Source organism: Mesorhizobium sp. 1B3, from assembly GCF_050958605.1.
GTDB lineage: Bacteria > Pseudomonadota > Alphaproteobacteria > Rhizobiales > Rhizobiaceae.
Genome location: NZ_JBJHDO010000007.1, coordinates 35,968 through 48,989, shown reverse-complemented (window position 1 = coordinate 48,989; position 13,022 = coordinate 35,968). Strand labels below are relative to the sequence as shown.

Below are 13,022 nucleotides of genomic sequence, written 5' to 3'. Positions count from 1 at the left end.
GCTCTAGTTTTATCATTTATTGTTGTTCAAAAATGCTACATAATAATTTACGTTGGCGCACGGTGCCAATTATGGAGGAGTAAAATGATTAAATCTATGTTTGTTGTGTTTGCCCTTGTGGTGAATCTTCCTGTTGCTGTTGCTGGTGACATCAATTCATCAGTAGCAGAAAAGAAACCGGTAGTAGTTAGTATTCTTGTAAAACCTCGTATTGAAAGGCCTTATACGGAGCGACCTGTGATACAGGTTGCTTGTTCTAGTGGCAGCTGCTGTTGCAAAGTTGGTTCTCAGTCCAAGTGCGTGTTGACGGACACATGTTCATCGATCGGTGGTAGCTGCGGTGGTAGCGGCTGTTGAGGAGCGGGCTCTCTCTTACTCTACGCTGGACGCGCCATCGACGCGTGGCGCGTCTCCCCCAGTTTGGAGAAGCGGGGCTTTGGGCTTGCGAGACCAGCGGACTCTGAAGATAGGTGGTAGTCACCCGAGTGGCTTTTCAAACGGTGGGAGCCGGGTGGATCTCCAATATTCCCGTTGAGCCCTGTTCCCCCTAAAGACGGCAAGGCTCAAAAGTGCGCGGCCTCGCCGTGCTCGTTCTCTTCCTCCAGATCATAGAGAATGTAGGACGACCCATCGGCCCAATGTTCTTGAGAGCCGCCGCTGTGTCGCAAAAGCCAACCGCTACGGGGTTGCAACACCCCGTCTATCGTGAATTCTCGCGAGAATGGGTGTCTCTCGGGAGAGCCTAGCGAGGGCTCGTCGTCGCTTGGATCTGCCTCCAGATCCCGGCAGTCACCACAGAAGCCGGCAAGCCAGGGCTCGCCGTCGCCATTGTCTTCAAGATTCTCGTCGCCGTCGATCACATCCAGAAGCGCGATAAGGCGCTCGATAGCGGCCTCGACGCGCTGCCGTGGCGTGGCAGAAGGGGCAATCCAGTAGATGGAGGGTGAAGGGAGGGCGGTCATAGCTTCGCCCTCGCCGCTCTTACCGCGTCCAGGAGGTTGGCCGGAGGGGCCGATTTCCTCGTGGAGCGGGAAGACCGGGCCAAGGCGATAGCTTCCTCGATAAGGCGTTCGCCTGCAGGATCTCCGTCGAGGGTGAATTGGCCATAAAGGGTATGGACAAGCACCTTGGCTGCAAAATCGGCCACGGTCCTGGCCGGAAGCGCAAGGATTGCGTCCTCCAGATCGTTGCCGGCAGCCGTTAGGCGTTCGATCTCGTTATCATCGACGTTGGGACAGGAAAGATCGGTTTCCACGTCCTCCCACCGCCGGAACAGGGTCATAATTACGTTCGTGTTCCGAGGACGCGTGCTCATCTCCACCCCCCGCAAAGTGCGAGAATTTCAGCGTATAGGTCGCTTTCAGAGTCGAATTCGAAGTCGCCGTAGCTGGTAGTGACAACTAGTTTTGCAGCGAGGTCAGCAGCGCTTATCGACGGCAAAGCCATCATGCGCTCTTCGAGCTCGGAACAGACACCCATTAGTGCGTCGCAAACCTCGTCCGGCGTGTCGTCTGCGCTGTGATACGTTGCCTGCCATTGCTGGAAGAGCTGCATGACAGGGCTTTGCTCTTCCGTCTCGGCAAATGCCACTGCGGGGGCGAGAGGCGGCTTGCAGCCAGTCAGAATGGTCGCCAAGCCGATACCAGCGGCAGACAGTGCCTTACGGCGGTCGATAGAGGGCAAGCCTTCGGTGGCTGCCCGAACGGGTGTTCGGGTCATTTCAGTTCTCCCAAGTTGTGATTGCAGCTAGTGCTGGTGAATCGAAGCGGCGGGCACGTCCGCGAATTCGTCAGGGGCGCTCTCCCCAGCGGTGGCGAGTGCCTGGGCCAGTGCCTTCATGGCGTCCGCCGTGAGAATGAACTTCGCGGTGACGGTTCGTTCCTTCCCGCCAATGCCGTATGCGAGGCTCCTTTGCTCGGAATAGAACGAGCAGCGGAAAACGCCGGGTGCGATTTCGTCGGCCAGAGCTAGGCCGGTAACCACCTTGTCCTCGACGAAGAAGGGTTCCACGATTTTCGGCTCAGTTGCCATGCCATTATCTCCCAAGGTGACTATGCCGCCAGGGCGGCGAGTTCGGCCGTCAGCATGCGGCGGCGCGGTTCGATGTTTTGTTGAAAGGACCGCGTTTCGAGCGTTGCCAGTTCGTAGCGGATAGCGTCGGCTCGAATATCGGCCATGGTCTTGGTGGCGCGGATTGCTTTGCCCCATGCGCAACGGAGGCAGTAGGCAAAGTTGGACCGATCGAATTGGCGGCGGCCATATTGATAACGGTAGCGCTGCCAAGCCCTTTTCATGATGTCACTGCGGTTGAACATGGCCGTTGCTTTCGTGTGCTGACAGCACTAAATTAGGAGTGATAGCATATGCTGTCAACCCACTTTTTGTGCTACTGGCATAGGAATTCGCAGTGAGTGGCAAAGTACTGACACCTGAGCAGTTCAAGATGGCTAAGGCGGCTCTAGGGCTTTCCAATCCTCAGCTCGCGGAAATAACGGGGCTGCATCGCAACACGCTGAACAAACTTGACGCTGGGTCCGGGAAGGAATCCACGTGGCTCCTGGTCCGGCTTGCGCTGGAGCAGCGCGGTGTTGTGTTCATCCCCGAGAATGGCGGCGGGGCGGGCGTTCGACTGGCAAAGCCAGGAGGCCCAAGCCAATGAGGAGTACGGAGCGCGACGGAAGCAGGACAGAAAGAGGCAAAACTGCCTCCCTTGTCGCAAAGCACACGGCGCCTCCTACGGACCAGGGCGGCTGGTACGCCTACACGCGGGAAATGCTGGAAAGCCCTGCCTACCGTACCCTCAGCTATAACGCCCGGAAGGCATTTGACCGCCTAGTGATCGAGCACATAGGTCACGGTCGCACCAGCAACGGGAAGCTGATTGTTACCCATGAGCAGTTCCATGATTATGGGGTGACCGCAGAGTATGTTGCCGATGCTCTCGATGAACTAGCCTTCAAGGGGCTTCTCAGGATCGAACGCGGTCGGGCCGGTGACGGCACCGCCCATCCCAGCCGCTTTCGTCTTACCACCGATGGCGACTATGAAGGCGCCAGAGCAACAAACGAGTGGCGCCGAACGACAATGGAGCGGGCGCGCGAGTGGTCGGAAACCGTCCGTCATCTGATGAGAGAGCAGCGAGCCAAGGCAAGCGGAAAGAAAAATTCCTCGCTTCGGAATTCCGAAATCCGCCCGCTTCGGAAACCCGAAATCCGTAAGGCTTCCTGATGTCTCCGATCCAGCGTTTTCACGGCCTCAGCCGATTTCGGAAACCCGAAGTGCTCTTAATACTATGGCCCCAGGTAGGAGAACGGCAGTGACGTTCGGACACGCTGTAAATGATGACCAGACCGCGGCCCAATGCGTCGTTATTCCCTTTCCTGCAGCAAAACGGGTTGGGAAAATTCGGCGAACGGCCGAAGTCCTTGCCGAAAAGACAGGACGCGGCGCCGACCACTATTGGAAGCAGGTCCTTGCGGGCATGCGCTCGCAAATGGTCGCTGCGAGCCTCGCTGAAGAGGTCATTGAAGCCGAACTTCGGGCATTCGCCGATCAGGTCTTTGGGCGGATATTCCTCTACGGATGAGAAAGCTTGGGCCGAGCGCGGCGTTTTGGCTTTGGAGACACTGGCGGTGGACAATAGCGCAACGGCCGCCACATCCACCCGTCGGCACCCCATTCATTCGGCAACGGCTTGGCAGAAAGGGTGCGTGAATAAAGGCGCAGCATTGCCCTCACCCGCCTTTCGAAAAACGGCCTCCTATGAGGCGTGACTTCACCTTCGTATTCCAGCGGGAAGGCCTTAAGGAGCATCAGCGCTCCGCGTCGACCAAACTCACGAGTTATCGCCGCCTGGATCAAAGCCCACGCAAGCCGTCCCGCATCCCGACGTGTGTCAATCGCCAAACGTTCGAATCTCACCACAGTGCCGTAGTCGAACGGCGCCTCGTGCCACCGCCAAGAACCGTGCATCACAATAGCCATGTCATAATCGGCCTGGCTGTCCATATCCGCCTCGTCGACGAACTCGTCGAGCAAGGAAGCGCCACCGGAGCGCCACTCAACAAACTCCGCCACCGCACAAGTTTCCCCGCTCTTGTAAAGTCTCAGCTCCAGATTGCGCTTGCTAAAGATGCAATCGGGCTCCATTTTCCAATACCGGTGTCGCCGGCATTCGATAACGTAGTCACCGGTCGCTTCGGACCATGCAAGACGAGATCCAGTCGTGTCAGAACTGGTTCTCATTTTGTCGACGATCATTTGTCTCTCCAGCCGCGCATTCCACAAGCCACCCCTCGTACGCTTCATCGCTGGGGTCCTAGCGCTTGATGTCCAGCCGTTTGGCACGCCGTTGCTTCGGCTGTGAGCGCACCGCCGAGTCGTTGCTCGACCGACTTTCTGCCTGTACGCGCTTCCGGTTCTCCTCACGAGCGCGTTCGATCTGGATTATGCCTTCGAACATCTCATTGTGGCCGTGGCCCGCCTGTAGGCCCTGATCCAGCAGACGCCCGGCAGCCATCCGCAACGCGCCACTGAGCACTCGCTCAGCGCCCCTGTCGATCGCGTCGTAGTGGGCTCCGGCAGGTCGCTCTCTCCGAACAGAAAGGATCTTCAATGTTTCTTCGTGAGAGGGCCAAGTGCGGCAAACTTCTCTGAAGGCCCGATACGCCTTCACGACGCTAATGCACTGCGCGAGAATTTCGTGCGGGCTCCCCGCACCGCGCGAAATTCGCATCAAATTGGCAGCCAAATTGCAAAGTGGCCACTCCAGGTCCTGCCTTGCTAGCTCGCGATCGACCGCCCCCTGGTCATTTTCTGCTGCAAGCCGAAGATGATGCGGCTTTTCTTCTTTGTCGGCCATAGTGCTCCATCCCAATAGATTATTCCGCAGACCCAAAATGGGCTCATCAGAAGTTCGTACACGCCTTGGGGGGAGCACTCCGATTGAGGGAGTGTAGGGCTCAGCTATCGCAGCACGATTCCGCGACGGCGGCAAGGGGGCGCTACTGCCTTCGGCGAACGTGGCGCGAACGCTCTGGACTTTCGCGGACTTTCCTGCTGCAACGATGGCGGGTAGGGGATATCAGATGAGAACATCAGCACTTGTAGTAAGTGCGGCAGCTGCAATGCTTGGCGGCTGCTCAACAAACTCGACCTACGCATACAAAAATCTAAACGATGAGGGCACGCACACGCTCTGTCGGGAGCTCGCGACCCATCCTGACCAGACTTATCGCCGGGAAGTCGCGAAGCATTTGGTCAGGCGTGGCGCCACGGCCGAGAAGTGCAGCCGGCTCATTGCCGCCGACAACTCGATAGCTGCCGGTATCGCGGTCGCCGCCGCAGGGGTTGCAATCGGCGCTGCTGCCAATAATGGCGGTGGATACTATTCCCCCGGCCCCGCCTATGGTGTGGCTTGGGATCAGTTCTACAACGAGTATGGCCAAGTCATGTGGCGGTGCCGTGACCGGTCCAACGGGCGGTTTGTCTACGACACCTACTGTGGCGGCATGCCAATGGTGGATTCGACCTGGCCGGGTTGGAGGGTATGAAAGCGCAATTGACACGCATGCCCGGTTTCGGCCAGGGAAGGTCAAGGACGTCCGGTTGCGCTATGCCGAGTCCTCGTGTGCTCTGATGCCGTGAACGCCCGCCCTAGGCCGCGCCTGCCGGTTTTGTCTGAGTCCGCATGATCGATGGGCGCCAGTAACGGCGACGTAACGCCCCACGCTCAACATATGGGCGGGTAGAGCTGTGTTACTGTGACCCGGCAATGGGATAGGCTGCAAAATCGTTAGATTGGCAACCGTGGTAGCGGTGACATTTCCCCTGTCGCCAAGCATCCCCCGCGCCCAGACATTCAACTGCCAAATTCCGATACCGTCATTGAAAGATCAAATGATCCAGGAGAGCATCGCGCGTTATCCCGGAAATTGCCCTTGCCCTTACAATCGAGACGCCCGTGGATGGCGATGCGGAAAGCGAAGCGCCTGGAGCAGGGCTGGCGGACATGCGCCTTTGTGCTTTCCGTCCGACATATCAGCTGACATGGTGAGGGAGTTCTGCGAAGTACTGAAAATGCGAGGCGTCGGCAGATAGGGCCAGTGGCGCCGTCCCACTACTTCGCCGCTCGCGGTGGCCAGGGCTCGCAAGCGATGCCGTCTTTATCGGCATCATGCGATGACCAATAGCCAGGCTGCCCGCGAAAGGCTGGTGCCAGACCGACCAAGCGTGCCGCACTGCAGTTAGGCGAAGACGCGAGGTGCCGAACAGCCTCCCATGGCGACTCGATCCGAACTGCTGTAAGCGGCTTGTAGGCAATCAGAGCAAGGAGCGCCGCAATGCCGGCAACCAGGCTGATATCTTGCACAAGCGCCCACTGTCGTCGCTTGCTACCCGGCAGATAATGGTGTCGCTCATTGCGTTTCAGAGATAAACGGTGCCGCAGGAAATCCATCGCGCGTTACTAGCGCGTTCAGATCTAAGGCCACGTTTCATTCGCGCCGAGAAGTTGATTCAAACCTGCACTACTCTGGCGGCGGCGTTCGCCCTGTCGGCGCTCCTCTCATTCCCTGCCCCATCGGGCGACTCGGCAACAGCTGGCCGCGCCTCCGTGATCGACGGGGATACAATCGAGATCCATGGGGAGCGAATCCGACTCAACGGTATCGATGCTCCTGAAAGCCGCCAGCTCTGCCGGGATTCGAGCGGTAAGGAATACCGATGCGGCCAGGCTGCAGCTCTCGCCCTGGATGACTATCTAGCCGCCAGCCGACCGACACGCTGCGTAGAGGTCGACCGTGACCGCTATCGGCGGATCGTGGCGGACTGTTTCAGGGCGGACGGCGCCAACGTCGCTGCGTGGCTAGTGCGACACGGTCACGCGCTGGACTGGCCGCGGTACAGCAAGGGCCGGTACGCTGACGATCAGCAGACAGCGCGCCAGGGCAAGGTTGGCATATGGCGGGGATTGTTCATTGAGCCGTGGGAGTGGCGGCGAGGCAAGCGCTTGCCGGTGAGCGGCTAAAGGCGGCTGCTGGTCCATCAAGGATAGACCAACTGCCAATTGTGTTCCCGAGGACTTCATGCAACTCTCGCGGGGTTAACATCCTGTGGGGGGATTACATGAAAGCCTTAACGACGGCGCTCGCCATATTGGCGGCGGCGACCACCTTTGCGACTGCTCACGGCGGCGGCTGCCGCAAGAGTTCGCCTCCTGGTCAGTGCTGCCACATGGACAGGAGCGCGGGCAGCGTTCATTGCCACTAAATCGGAGCGCGTCAGCCCAGCTTCCGAGAGCGGGGCTGACAGATGTGCAGTGCCAAGCACTAGTGAACCACACAAGTACGATCTGAGCACTAACAAATCCGGACGCAAGCACCAAAACATCTCTCGCCGCACGGATTGAGATCAATCGGCGGCAGATCCACGTCCGGGACGTCAAAAACAGCTGGGCCAAGACGAACCCGCCCGTCTTCGATCCTTGGTATCAAGGCGCCGCCAATTCCTGGTGCCGCCTTTTTCAATTCATCAGCTCCCGCGCCCACTAGTCGCACTGGTTGGTGTAAGAGCTTCTCCCCCGCTGTGGCGGCTTCAGATCCAAGTTGCCGGAACTTTTCCGTGGCCTCCTGTTTGAGGTCGCTGAGGATTTTCTTACCGCCGCCCTCAGCGAGATGTTCCGCTTGTCCCAAGAAATCGCGAAGCTCATCCATAGGGGGAAGCTGCTTTAGAAAATCTCTTGCTATTTTGGGAGGGTCAAGGCGGATGTCGACGCTTGGGTACTCTTGGCTTGCTATATAAAAATTGACAAGTTTGTTGACTGGATCCGGAAGCTTGTCGTCAACGAGCCTATGGAACCGCTTGTAGTGCTCGGTTGTAGGGTTCTCCGCAGTGAACCTCAGTCTAAGCCCATCTACCCACCGGCCACGCCGAATATATCCAACGTCAAATTGCTTCCGCAATGCTGAATATACGCTCTTAAGCGCGAAACATTCGGCAAGCGCTCCGTGAAACGTTGTCCAGGCCGTTCCTATTCTCGCAGCAATTTCGGGAGATGGTGTAGCCTTGAATGCAGTGTAGGCGGCTCCCGCCGACAGCGACACGCACTCCTCTACGACGGCCTTTATCGCGCTCTCGACACTAGATGGCCCGAAAACAACAAGATTATAACTATTGATAAGCGTCCTATTAGTCTCCGGATCATATCCACCTGTTGCCTCAGCTATCGGCTCCTCCCACCAAATGCCGTTTCTGACTTGAGAAGACGCTTCGCCGCCAGCTTCGTCGTTTCCGTCTGGGGCAGGCATGCCAGCTGCTGTGCCCGTTGGGATGACCGCCACACGTACCCATCGAGAACTGGGGAAAAGTAGGTTGTTGTCTTGTCGAATTTCTTCGACGACAACTGTCCTTTCTTTGCCAGCTATCCACTCACTCTCTCGTATATTCGGGCTAATATAAAACAGGTTATGAGCGCCGACCGTAAAAACATCGCCCGGTCGAACGTCGCTTAGTTGGACTAACTCGCCCTCTTTCCGAAAGGTCAAGTTCGTCATGCCGTCGGCGATTAGCCAAGTTTCCTCGTTGGCAAGATTCTTAAGCTCCTCAATGTCAACTAAGTCACCGCAGCGAGATGAACCGCAATAAAAAGTTAGCGACGGATATAGTTGCCAACTCCGACGCCACTCCTCCCTTGGCCCTAACGACACGTCTTTGCCTCCGTCGCCGTACGGGATCACAAAGCGCAGACGTCTTGGACATTGGTTCATATACTCGGTGCAATGGAGACGCTCGCCTTGATAGGTGCAGAATTTCTCCTCAATCACCAAGCACTGTCTTGCTGTCAGTTGTTCTGCCGCGCGTGTGTACGTGCCTGCGGTCAATGATATTAAGAGCGCTAGGCATATAAAGAGCAAGTCTCGGTGTAATGCTAAACGAGTTCGCAAGGCTGCCTCCCGCTATGAATGCTGCGAGAATAGTCAACATTGTTATTGCTTCCCATACCTCGGTTCTAGGTAGGAGCATCTTGCAGGCTTGAACATTTTAGGTATGCGAATTTTCTTGCTGTTTTAACAGCCGCGAGGGACTACCAGCCGGACAATTGCCACTTCAACCGGTCGCGGCACATAGCCGGACGCCCCAAGTTCCCGCCAAGCCCCAGCCTCTTCCTCGTCGGTCGTAACGAGGTGGACGGTATACCGCCGGAACCGCTCCGCAGGGTGACGGCGCTCCAGACTGGCTATTCGTGCTGAGATGCTCACCGTTCACCCTCCAAACAGGTGTTTCTTCAAGTCAGGAGCGGGTGTCACGGGGATGCTCGCGAAATCTCCGCTTTCGAGATCATCATCCGACAGGGAGATTATGATACGCCGTCCTACCCGCGGAGCCGGAATCCTGCGCTCCAGCTTGTCGAGGCGCGTACCGAGCCCGCTAGCCATGATGGGGGCCTCGCTTCGGGTGCACAATGCGATGGATGATGGCAAAGTCATTGCTGTCGGGGCTGAAGCCGAGTTCCGCGAGCTTCGCCCCTTCGTCCTCGCCTTCGTCGACAATGACCCGGAAGACCCGGCCTTGAGCTTGCGGAGCTGGCATCCTGGCCTCCAGTTTATCGAGGCGTGCGGCGATCGATGTCATGATCCAAGCTCCTGCAGGGCGTCCTCGTGGGCTATCTGCCCCACGGTGAATTCTTCCGATCTGCCAGCCGCTGTGAGGGCAACGGCGAAAGGCCTCTTTGCTGACAGAAAAGCGTCTTCAATCTGCCGTTCGGCTTCTTCCTTATCCGCAGCGACAATGCTTAAGTGCGGCATCGTGGGTGCCTGGGCTTCTATGCGGGATATCCGGGCTGTCAGGCTCACTTCGGCGCCATCCTTTCCTCAAGGGCTGCGACACGAGCCGCAAGCTCGCTCGTCTCGATAGCCTTCCTCTGCGCCTCCAGAAGGCCGACAACCAAGGCGCCTTCATCCGGGGACAGGTCGCCTTCAGCCACCTGCTGGTTGATGGCCGATATGGCTGTAGGAAGCTCGTCTGCCTTCCTGACTGCAGGCAGATCGAATTGCAGCCGCGCTCCCTTCCTGGGCGGCCAAACGCGCTCAAGAAGCGTTCGGGCGGCAACAGCGTCTCCGCCCTTTGCTTTTTCGATCATCGCCTTGACGATGTCTTTCGCGGCCGCCTCTGCCTGCTCATCGAGATCGACCAGGATTTTGAGGCGCGAGCCTGCTTTCCGGCCTTTAGGATTGCCCGATTGGCCCGGTTTCCAACGCGTGTCTTTCGGCGGCTCACCCTGCCTTGCAACCGCCTGTCGGCTGTTCTCTTGGAAATCGGAGTCGTTCATCTATTGCTGCCGCTGATGTGCGTCCCTGTTGTTCGCCTTGCTTGGCAGGGCGCGGATAGGCTGTTCGTCAATGCTTGACCTCGAATGCATCGATCAATTCGGCCATGAAGTGGGAATGCTCCGTAGCGGCGAGTTCTAGGAGATGTTGCGCGAAGCCAAACAGGAAGTCGGCCAGGACATGGTTGCCCTCCTGACGCTTCGCGTCTGCTCTGGCATGGAAGCCGCGGGCATGGGCCATGAGCGTAAAGGCCCTTTCCGCTGGTGCGATATCACTGCGCTGGGTGAGCAATCCCGTGCATACGTCCGCTGCAACGTCGTCACTGGAGTTGACCACGTTATTCGTCACGGCCTCCATTATGTCGGAGTAAGTCTGCATCTGAACGGCTTCCGTTTTCACTGCATCTCACCTATCTTTCAACCATGCCGATGCCCGACGACTTCAGGCCGCCAGCGCATTTCACGCCCCTCCAGGGGTTGGGCTTTCGTCTCCTGTGCATTGCTACCTTTGCCCTCGGCATGTTCCTGTTCGCGTATTTCGTCCTTCCACTAGTCGATACGTATGTCGCCGTCCCTTTCGCGGATTGGGTTACGGGATCCATCTTCGGCCCTAAGGACGCCGCGAGCTAACAAGCGGCTCCATCAGCGGGACCATTGGCAGAGATGCCCCGCGCAATGTCGCGCCACTGTTGCCGGTGGGCGCTGCCGGAATCGGCTTGGAAATGGCGGTGTTGGTGCGTAAGGCGTTCCTGGCTGCCCCGCTTGCCTTAAGCGCGCCCGTCGTCATCGCCCCGAGGCCGATCGACGACAGCGGGTCGAGACCACCCGCAGCCCCCGCCCCGCCTGACAGCATGCCCATGACGGTAGAGCCCCAGCGCTGAAGCTGCGGGACCAGACGATTTGCAGTGTTGCTGTTGTTCAAGCCGGCCTTCGGATGCGACAGCAAGCGCATAACGTTGGCAAAGCTCTTCATTGCCTCGCGCTCGTCGCCTGAAAAAACGACTTGCGAGAGGCCTTTGCCGTCGCCGTTAAGAAGCCCATCCAGGTTCTTCGCGATCCTGGCGGGGCTCATCGCCTCGTCGCCCGCCCTGGTAGCTCTGAGCCAGACAGCTTGCCGAACTGCTGCCCATTCAGGACTATCAGGCCCCAAAAGACGTTTCAGCTCATAGGCTGTAGCGAAGGACATATTTTTCGGGGCCGCGACCGAGGAGCCAAACAGGTAACCCCCAAGTTCGGACGGCGACATGTCCTTTTCGATCATGTTCCGAATGCGGACCTGTGCCTCGTATTGCGGGTTGATCTTTCCGCCCACTTTGGATCTCGGCTCGACCAGGCCCTTATATTCCGACCATTTCGCCCGAGCCGTCTTAAGCTGGTCGAGAACGTCATCTGAGCCCGACACAAGCCCGCGCTCGAAAATGTCGTCTGTCCATTCGTCGATAGATCGCTTGATGACCGCGATAGCCGGCGCGTCCTGCCCGATCGCGGGGAAGTTCTTCCCGATGGCCGCCCGCATGTTCTCAAGCCAGCGCAATTGCGCGTCAACGCTCTGGATCTCGCCAGCCGGCCCCGAAACCCTGCGCTGGCCGCCTTGCGCGGGTTTGCCGAATGTCGGCATCCGGCCAAGATAGTCATCGATGAACGCCAGAGCCTTGGCCGCGCCCTGATGGTACATCGGATCAACGATGATATTTTCCGAGGCAAGCCGATTCTGGATGAAGTCGGGTAGCTCCCTGACAGCTTCCCCAGAAACCAAGATGTTCGGATTGTCTACCGTCTGCTTGTAGGCATCCCGTCCCGCCGCCTTCAGTTCGTCACGGGTATTGCGAAGGCCACCTTGGACGGTTTCCCATGCCGACGCCTGATCAGGGACTGGCCTGTTTGTGCCAGCAAGGCGCGTCTGCATATTCCCAAGCGATTCCGCGACCGCCTCGCCCTGCCTCGCCTTGAAGGACTGCATAGCGGGCTGACTGCCAAGCTGATCCTCGACACCTGCTTGGGCGACAGATCGCGTTGCCTGACCACGAGTGAGGGGAATTCCGAACTTCGCGGCTTCCTCGACATTGGCGGCTGGGTTTGCGCCCCGCGCCACGTCATCAGCACCACCAGTAAGGGCCCGCCATAGGGAACCCACACCCACGGCCAAGCCTTCACCTGCGGCACCAAAGGCAGCTCCAACAGGAGCGTTCCGGGCCGCCTGCCAAACTCGATCCTGAAGCCCTTCCCCCGAGCCGGCGCCATATGCCCCGGCTGCAACGGCACCATCGGCAGCACCGGACAGGAGGCGCGTAAGCCAACCCTTCCCGGCCTGTGCCGCGTTGGCCGCCAGAGACAACCCGCCACGAGCGAGCCCGGCGGCTCCGCTGACACCGCCTGCAACCTGCCCCGCTAGATGCGTCTTCGGAAACTCGGCCGCTTCTGCCTTGCCTTCGTTCCGGATCTCCTCGAGCAATTCGGAATAGCCCTTGCCATGGCCTCCGGGGAGCATGCCGCCCAAAGTGCCGACAGCAGCAGCCGCCTCATCGGCCAGACCGAACGTCAGCAAATCCGCGAATCCCTGTGCCGCCGTGCGAGTCTGCCGGATGCCGGCCGAGTCCCGTTGCGTCAGGGGCTGCATGACAAAACCGGGAGGGGGAGCCGGCATAGACGAGCCCTGAGGGGCGTTCCCCTCGATCATCTCAAAACCCGGAGGCGGGGG

General features: G+C 58.6%; 18 protein-coding genes. 4 read left to right on the top strand and 14 right to left on the bottom strand.

Annotation, left to right across the window (positions count from 1 at the left end; genetic code table 11):
• Nucleotides 1-563: 563 nt before the first annotated feature.
• Genes ACCO56_RS19340 through ACCO56_RS19320 form a run of 5 tightly spaced genes read right to left on the bottom strand, consistent with a single transcriptional unit; the run spans nt 564 to nt 2,315 of the window.
• Nucleotides 564-962, bottom strand: a complete 399-nt coding sequence (locus ACCO56_RS19340) for a hypothetical protein (protein WP_433642475.1) — start codon at nt 960-962, stop codon at nt 564-566.
• Nucleotides 959-1,315 carry a hypothetical protein gene (locus tag ACCO56_RS19335; RefSeq protein WP_433642474.1) on the bottom strand — a complete coding sequence of 119 codons (357 nt, stop codon included), beginning with the start codon at nt 1,313-1,315 and terminating at the stop codon, nt 959-961. The genes ACCO56_RS19340 and ACCO56_RS19335 overlap by 4 nt, the downstream gene beginning before the upstream one ends.
• Nucleotides 1,312-1,719 (bottom strand): hypothetical protein, encoded by a 408-nt coding sequence (locus ACCO56_RS19330; RefSeq protein WP_433642473.1) that lies wholly within the window; start codon nt 1,717-1,719, stop codon nt 1,312-1,314. The genes ACCO56_RS19335 and ACCO56_RS19330 overlap by 4 nt, the downstream gene beginning before the upstream one ends.
• Nucleotides 1,720-1,746: 27 nt before the next feature.
• Entirely contained in the window at nt 1,747-2,031 is a 285-nt protein-coding gene (locus ACCO56_RS19325) for a hypothetical protein (protein ID WP_433642472.1), read from the bottom strand.
• A 20-nt stretch (nt 2,032-2,051) separates the two neighbouring features.
• Nucleotides 2,052-2,315, bottom strand: coding sequence for a hypothetical protein (locus ACCO56_RS19320; protein ID WP_433642471.1), 264 nt, complete (start codon nt 2,313-2,315; stop codon nt 2,052-2,054).
• Nucleotides 2,316-2,655: 340 nt separating this feature from the next.
• On the opposite strand from ACCO56_RS19320, the gene ACCO56_RS19315 reads away from it, so the two are divergent.
• Both ACCO56_RS19315 and ACCO56_RS19310 read left to right on the top strand, forming a co-directional pair.
• Nucleotides 2,656-3,228 (top strand): hypothetical protein, encoded by a 573-nt coding sequence (locus ACCO56_RS19315; protein ID WP_433642470.1) that lies wholly within the window; start codon nt 2,656-2,658, stop codon nt 3,226-3,228.
• An 88-nt stretch (nt 3,229-3,316) separates the two neighbouring features.
• Complete coding sequence (locus ACCO56_RS19310; protein ID WP_433642469.1) at nt 3,317-3,586, top strand: DUF6074 family protein; 270 nt, start codon at nt 3,317-3,319, stop codon at nt 3,584-3,586.
• Here ACCO56_RS19310 and ACCO56_RS19305 read toward each other — a convergent pair.
• Together ACCO56_RS19305 and ACCO56_RS19300 are read right to left on the bottom strand one after the other, a co-directional pair.
• Nucleotides 3,577-4,260, bottom strand: a complete 684-nt coding sequence (locus tag ACCO56_RS19305) for a hypothetical protein (RefSeq protein ID WP_433642468.1) — start codon at nt 4,258-4,260, stop codon at nt 3,577-3,579. The two genes, ACCO56_RS19310 and ACCO56_RS19305, sit on opposite strands and share 10 nt — an antisense overlap.
• A 58-nt stretch (nt 4,261-4,318) precedes the next feature.
• Nucleotides 4,319-4,861, bottom strand: a complete 543-nt coding sequence (locus ACCO56_RS19300; protein WP_433642467.1) for a hypothetical protein — start codon at nt 4,859-4,861, stop codon at nt 4,319-4,321.
• 226 nt (nt 4,862-5,087) lie between these two features.
• Here ACCO56_RS19300 and ACCO56_RS19295 point away from each other — a divergent pair, with 226 nt between their 5' ends.
• The gene (locus ACCO56_RS19295; protein ID WP_433642465.1) at nt 5,088-5,552 is read left to right on the top strand and encodes a hypothetical protein; all 465 of its coding nucleotides are present in this window, start codon (nt 5,088-5,090) and stop codon (nt 5,550-5,552) included.
• A 566-nt stretch (nt 5,553-6,118) separates the two neighbouring features.
• On the opposite strand, the gene ACCO56_RS19290 is transcribed toward ACCO56_RS19295, so the two are convergent.
• Nucleotides 6,119-6,457: an excalibur calcium-binding domain-containing protein gene (locus tag ACCO56_RS19290; protein ID WP_433642464.1), complete on the bottom strand. Its 339-nt coding sequence runs from the start codon at nt 6,455-6,457 to the stop codon at nt 6,119-6,121.
• On the opposite strand from ACCO56_RS19290, the gene ACCO56_RS19285 reads away from it, so the two are divergent.
• A complete protein-coding gene (locus tag ACCO56_RS19285) occupies nt 6,440-7,027 on the top strand; it encodes a thermonuclease family protein (protein WP_433642463.1) in 588 nt (195 codons plus the stop codon). The genes ACCO56_RS19290 and ACCO56_RS19285 overlap by 18 nt on opposite strands.
• Nucleotides 7,028-7,358: 331 nt before the next feature.
• Here ACCO56_RS19285 and ACCO56_RS19280 read toward each other — a convergent pair whose 3' ends face one another.
• The 6 genes from ACCO56_RS19280 to ACCO56_RS19255 form a co-directional block, all read right to left on the bottom strand.
• Nucleotides 7,359-8,825 carry a hypothetical protein gene (locus tag ACCO56_RS19280; protein WP_433642462.1) on the bottom strand — a complete coding sequence of 489 codons (1,467 nt, stop codon included), beginning with the start codon at nt 8,823-8,825 and terminating at the stop codon, nt 7,359-7,361.
• A 601-nt stretch (nt 8,826-9,426) separates the two neighbouring features.
• Nucleotides 9,427-9,630 carry a hypothetical protein gene (locus ACCO56_RS19275; RefSeq protein WP_433642461.1) on the bottom strand — a complete coding sequence of 68 codons (204 nt, stop codon included), beginning with the start codon at nt 9,628-9,630 and terminating at the stop codon, nt 9,427-9,429.
• Nucleotides 9,627-9,851 carry a hypothetical protein gene (locus ACCO56_RS19270; RefSeq protein ID WP_433642460.1) on the bottom strand — a complete coding sequence of 75 codons (225 nt, stop codon included), beginning with the start codon at nt 9,849-9,851 and terminating at the stop codon, nt 9,627-9,629. The genes ACCO56_RS19275 and ACCO56_RS19270 overlap by 4 nt, the downstream gene beginning before the upstream one ends.
• Nucleotides 9,848-10,327 carry a DUF5681 domain-containing protein gene (locus tag ACCO56_RS19265; protein ID WP_433642459.1) on the bottom strand — a complete coding sequence of 160 codons (480 nt, stop codon included), beginning with the start codon at nt 10,325-10,327 and terminating at the stop codon, nt 9,848-9,850. The genes ACCO56_RS19270 and ACCO56_RS19265 overlap by 4 nt, the downstream gene beginning before the upstream one ends.
• Before the next feature lie 67 nt (nt 10,328-10,394).
• A complete protein-coding gene (locus tag ACCO56_RS19260; protein WP_433642458.1) occupies nt 10,395-10,724 on the bottom strand; it encodes a hypothetical protein in 330 nt (109 codons plus the stop codon).
• Nucleotides 10,725-10,934: 210 nt separating this feature from the next.
• On the bottom strand, nt 10,935-12,869 hold the full coding sequence (locus ACCO56_RS19255; RefSeq protein ID WP_433642457.1) for a hypothetical protein: 1,935 nt from the start codon (nt 12,867-12,869) through the stop codon (nt 10,935-10,937).
• Nucleotides 12,870-13,022 lie beyond the last annotated feature (153 nt).

What these genes read in the sequence shown, in the direction of transcription:
- ACCO56_RS19340 (WP_433642475.1), bottom strand. Translation starts at nt 962, where the DNA reads ATGACCGCCCTCCCTTCACCCTCCATCTACTGGATTGCCCCTTCTGCC.
- ACCO56_RS19335 (WP_433642474.1), bottom strand. Translation starts at nt 1,315, where the DNA reads ATGAGCACGCGTCCTCGGAACACGAACGTAATTATGACCCTGTTCCGG.
- ACCO56_RS19330 (WP_433642473.1), bottom strand. Translation starts at nt 1,719, where the DNA reads ATGACCCGAACACCCGTTCGGGCAGCCACCGAAGGCTTGCCCTCTATC.
- ACCO56_RS19325 (WP_433642472.1), bottom strand. Translation starts at nt 2,031, where the DNA reads ATGGCAACTGAGCCGAAAATCGTGGAACCCTTCTTCGTCGAGGACAAG.
- ACCO56_RS19320 (WP_433642471.1), bottom strand. Translation starts at nt 2,315, where the DNA reads ATGTTCAACCGCAGTGACATCATGAAAAGGGCTTGGCAGCGCTACCGT.
- ACCO56_RS19315 (WP_433642470.1), top strand. Translation starts at nt 2,656, where the DNA reads ATGAGGAGTACGGAGCGCGACGGAAGCAGGACAGAAAGAGGCAAAACT.
- ACCO56_RS19305 (WP_433642468.1), bottom strand. Translation starts at nt 4,260, where the DNA reads ATGATCGTCGACAAAATGAGAACCAGTTCTGACACGACTGGATCTCGT.
- ACCO56_RS19300 (WP_433642467.1), bottom strand. Translation starts at nt 4,861, where the DNA reads ATGGCCGACAAAGAAGAAAAGCCGCATCATCTTCGGCTTGCAGCAGAA.
- ACCO56_RS19295 (WP_433642465.1), top strand. Translation starts at nt 5,088, where the DNA reads ATGAGAACATCAGCACTTGTAGTAAGTGCGGCAGCTGCAATGCTTGGC.
- ACCO56_RS19290 (WP_433642464.1), bottom strand. Translation starts at nt 6,457, where the DNA reads ATGGATTTCCTGCGGCACCGTTTATCTCTGAAACGCAATGAGCGACAC.
- ACCO56_RS19275 (WP_433642461.1), bottom strand. Translation starts at nt 9,630, where the DNA reads ATGACATCGATCGCCGCACGCCTCGATAAACTGGAGGCCAGGATGCCA.
- ACCO56_RS19265 (WP_433642459.1), bottom strand. Translation starts at nt 10,327, where the DNA reads ATGAACGACTCCGATTTCCAAGAGAACAGCCGACAGGCGGTTGCAAGG.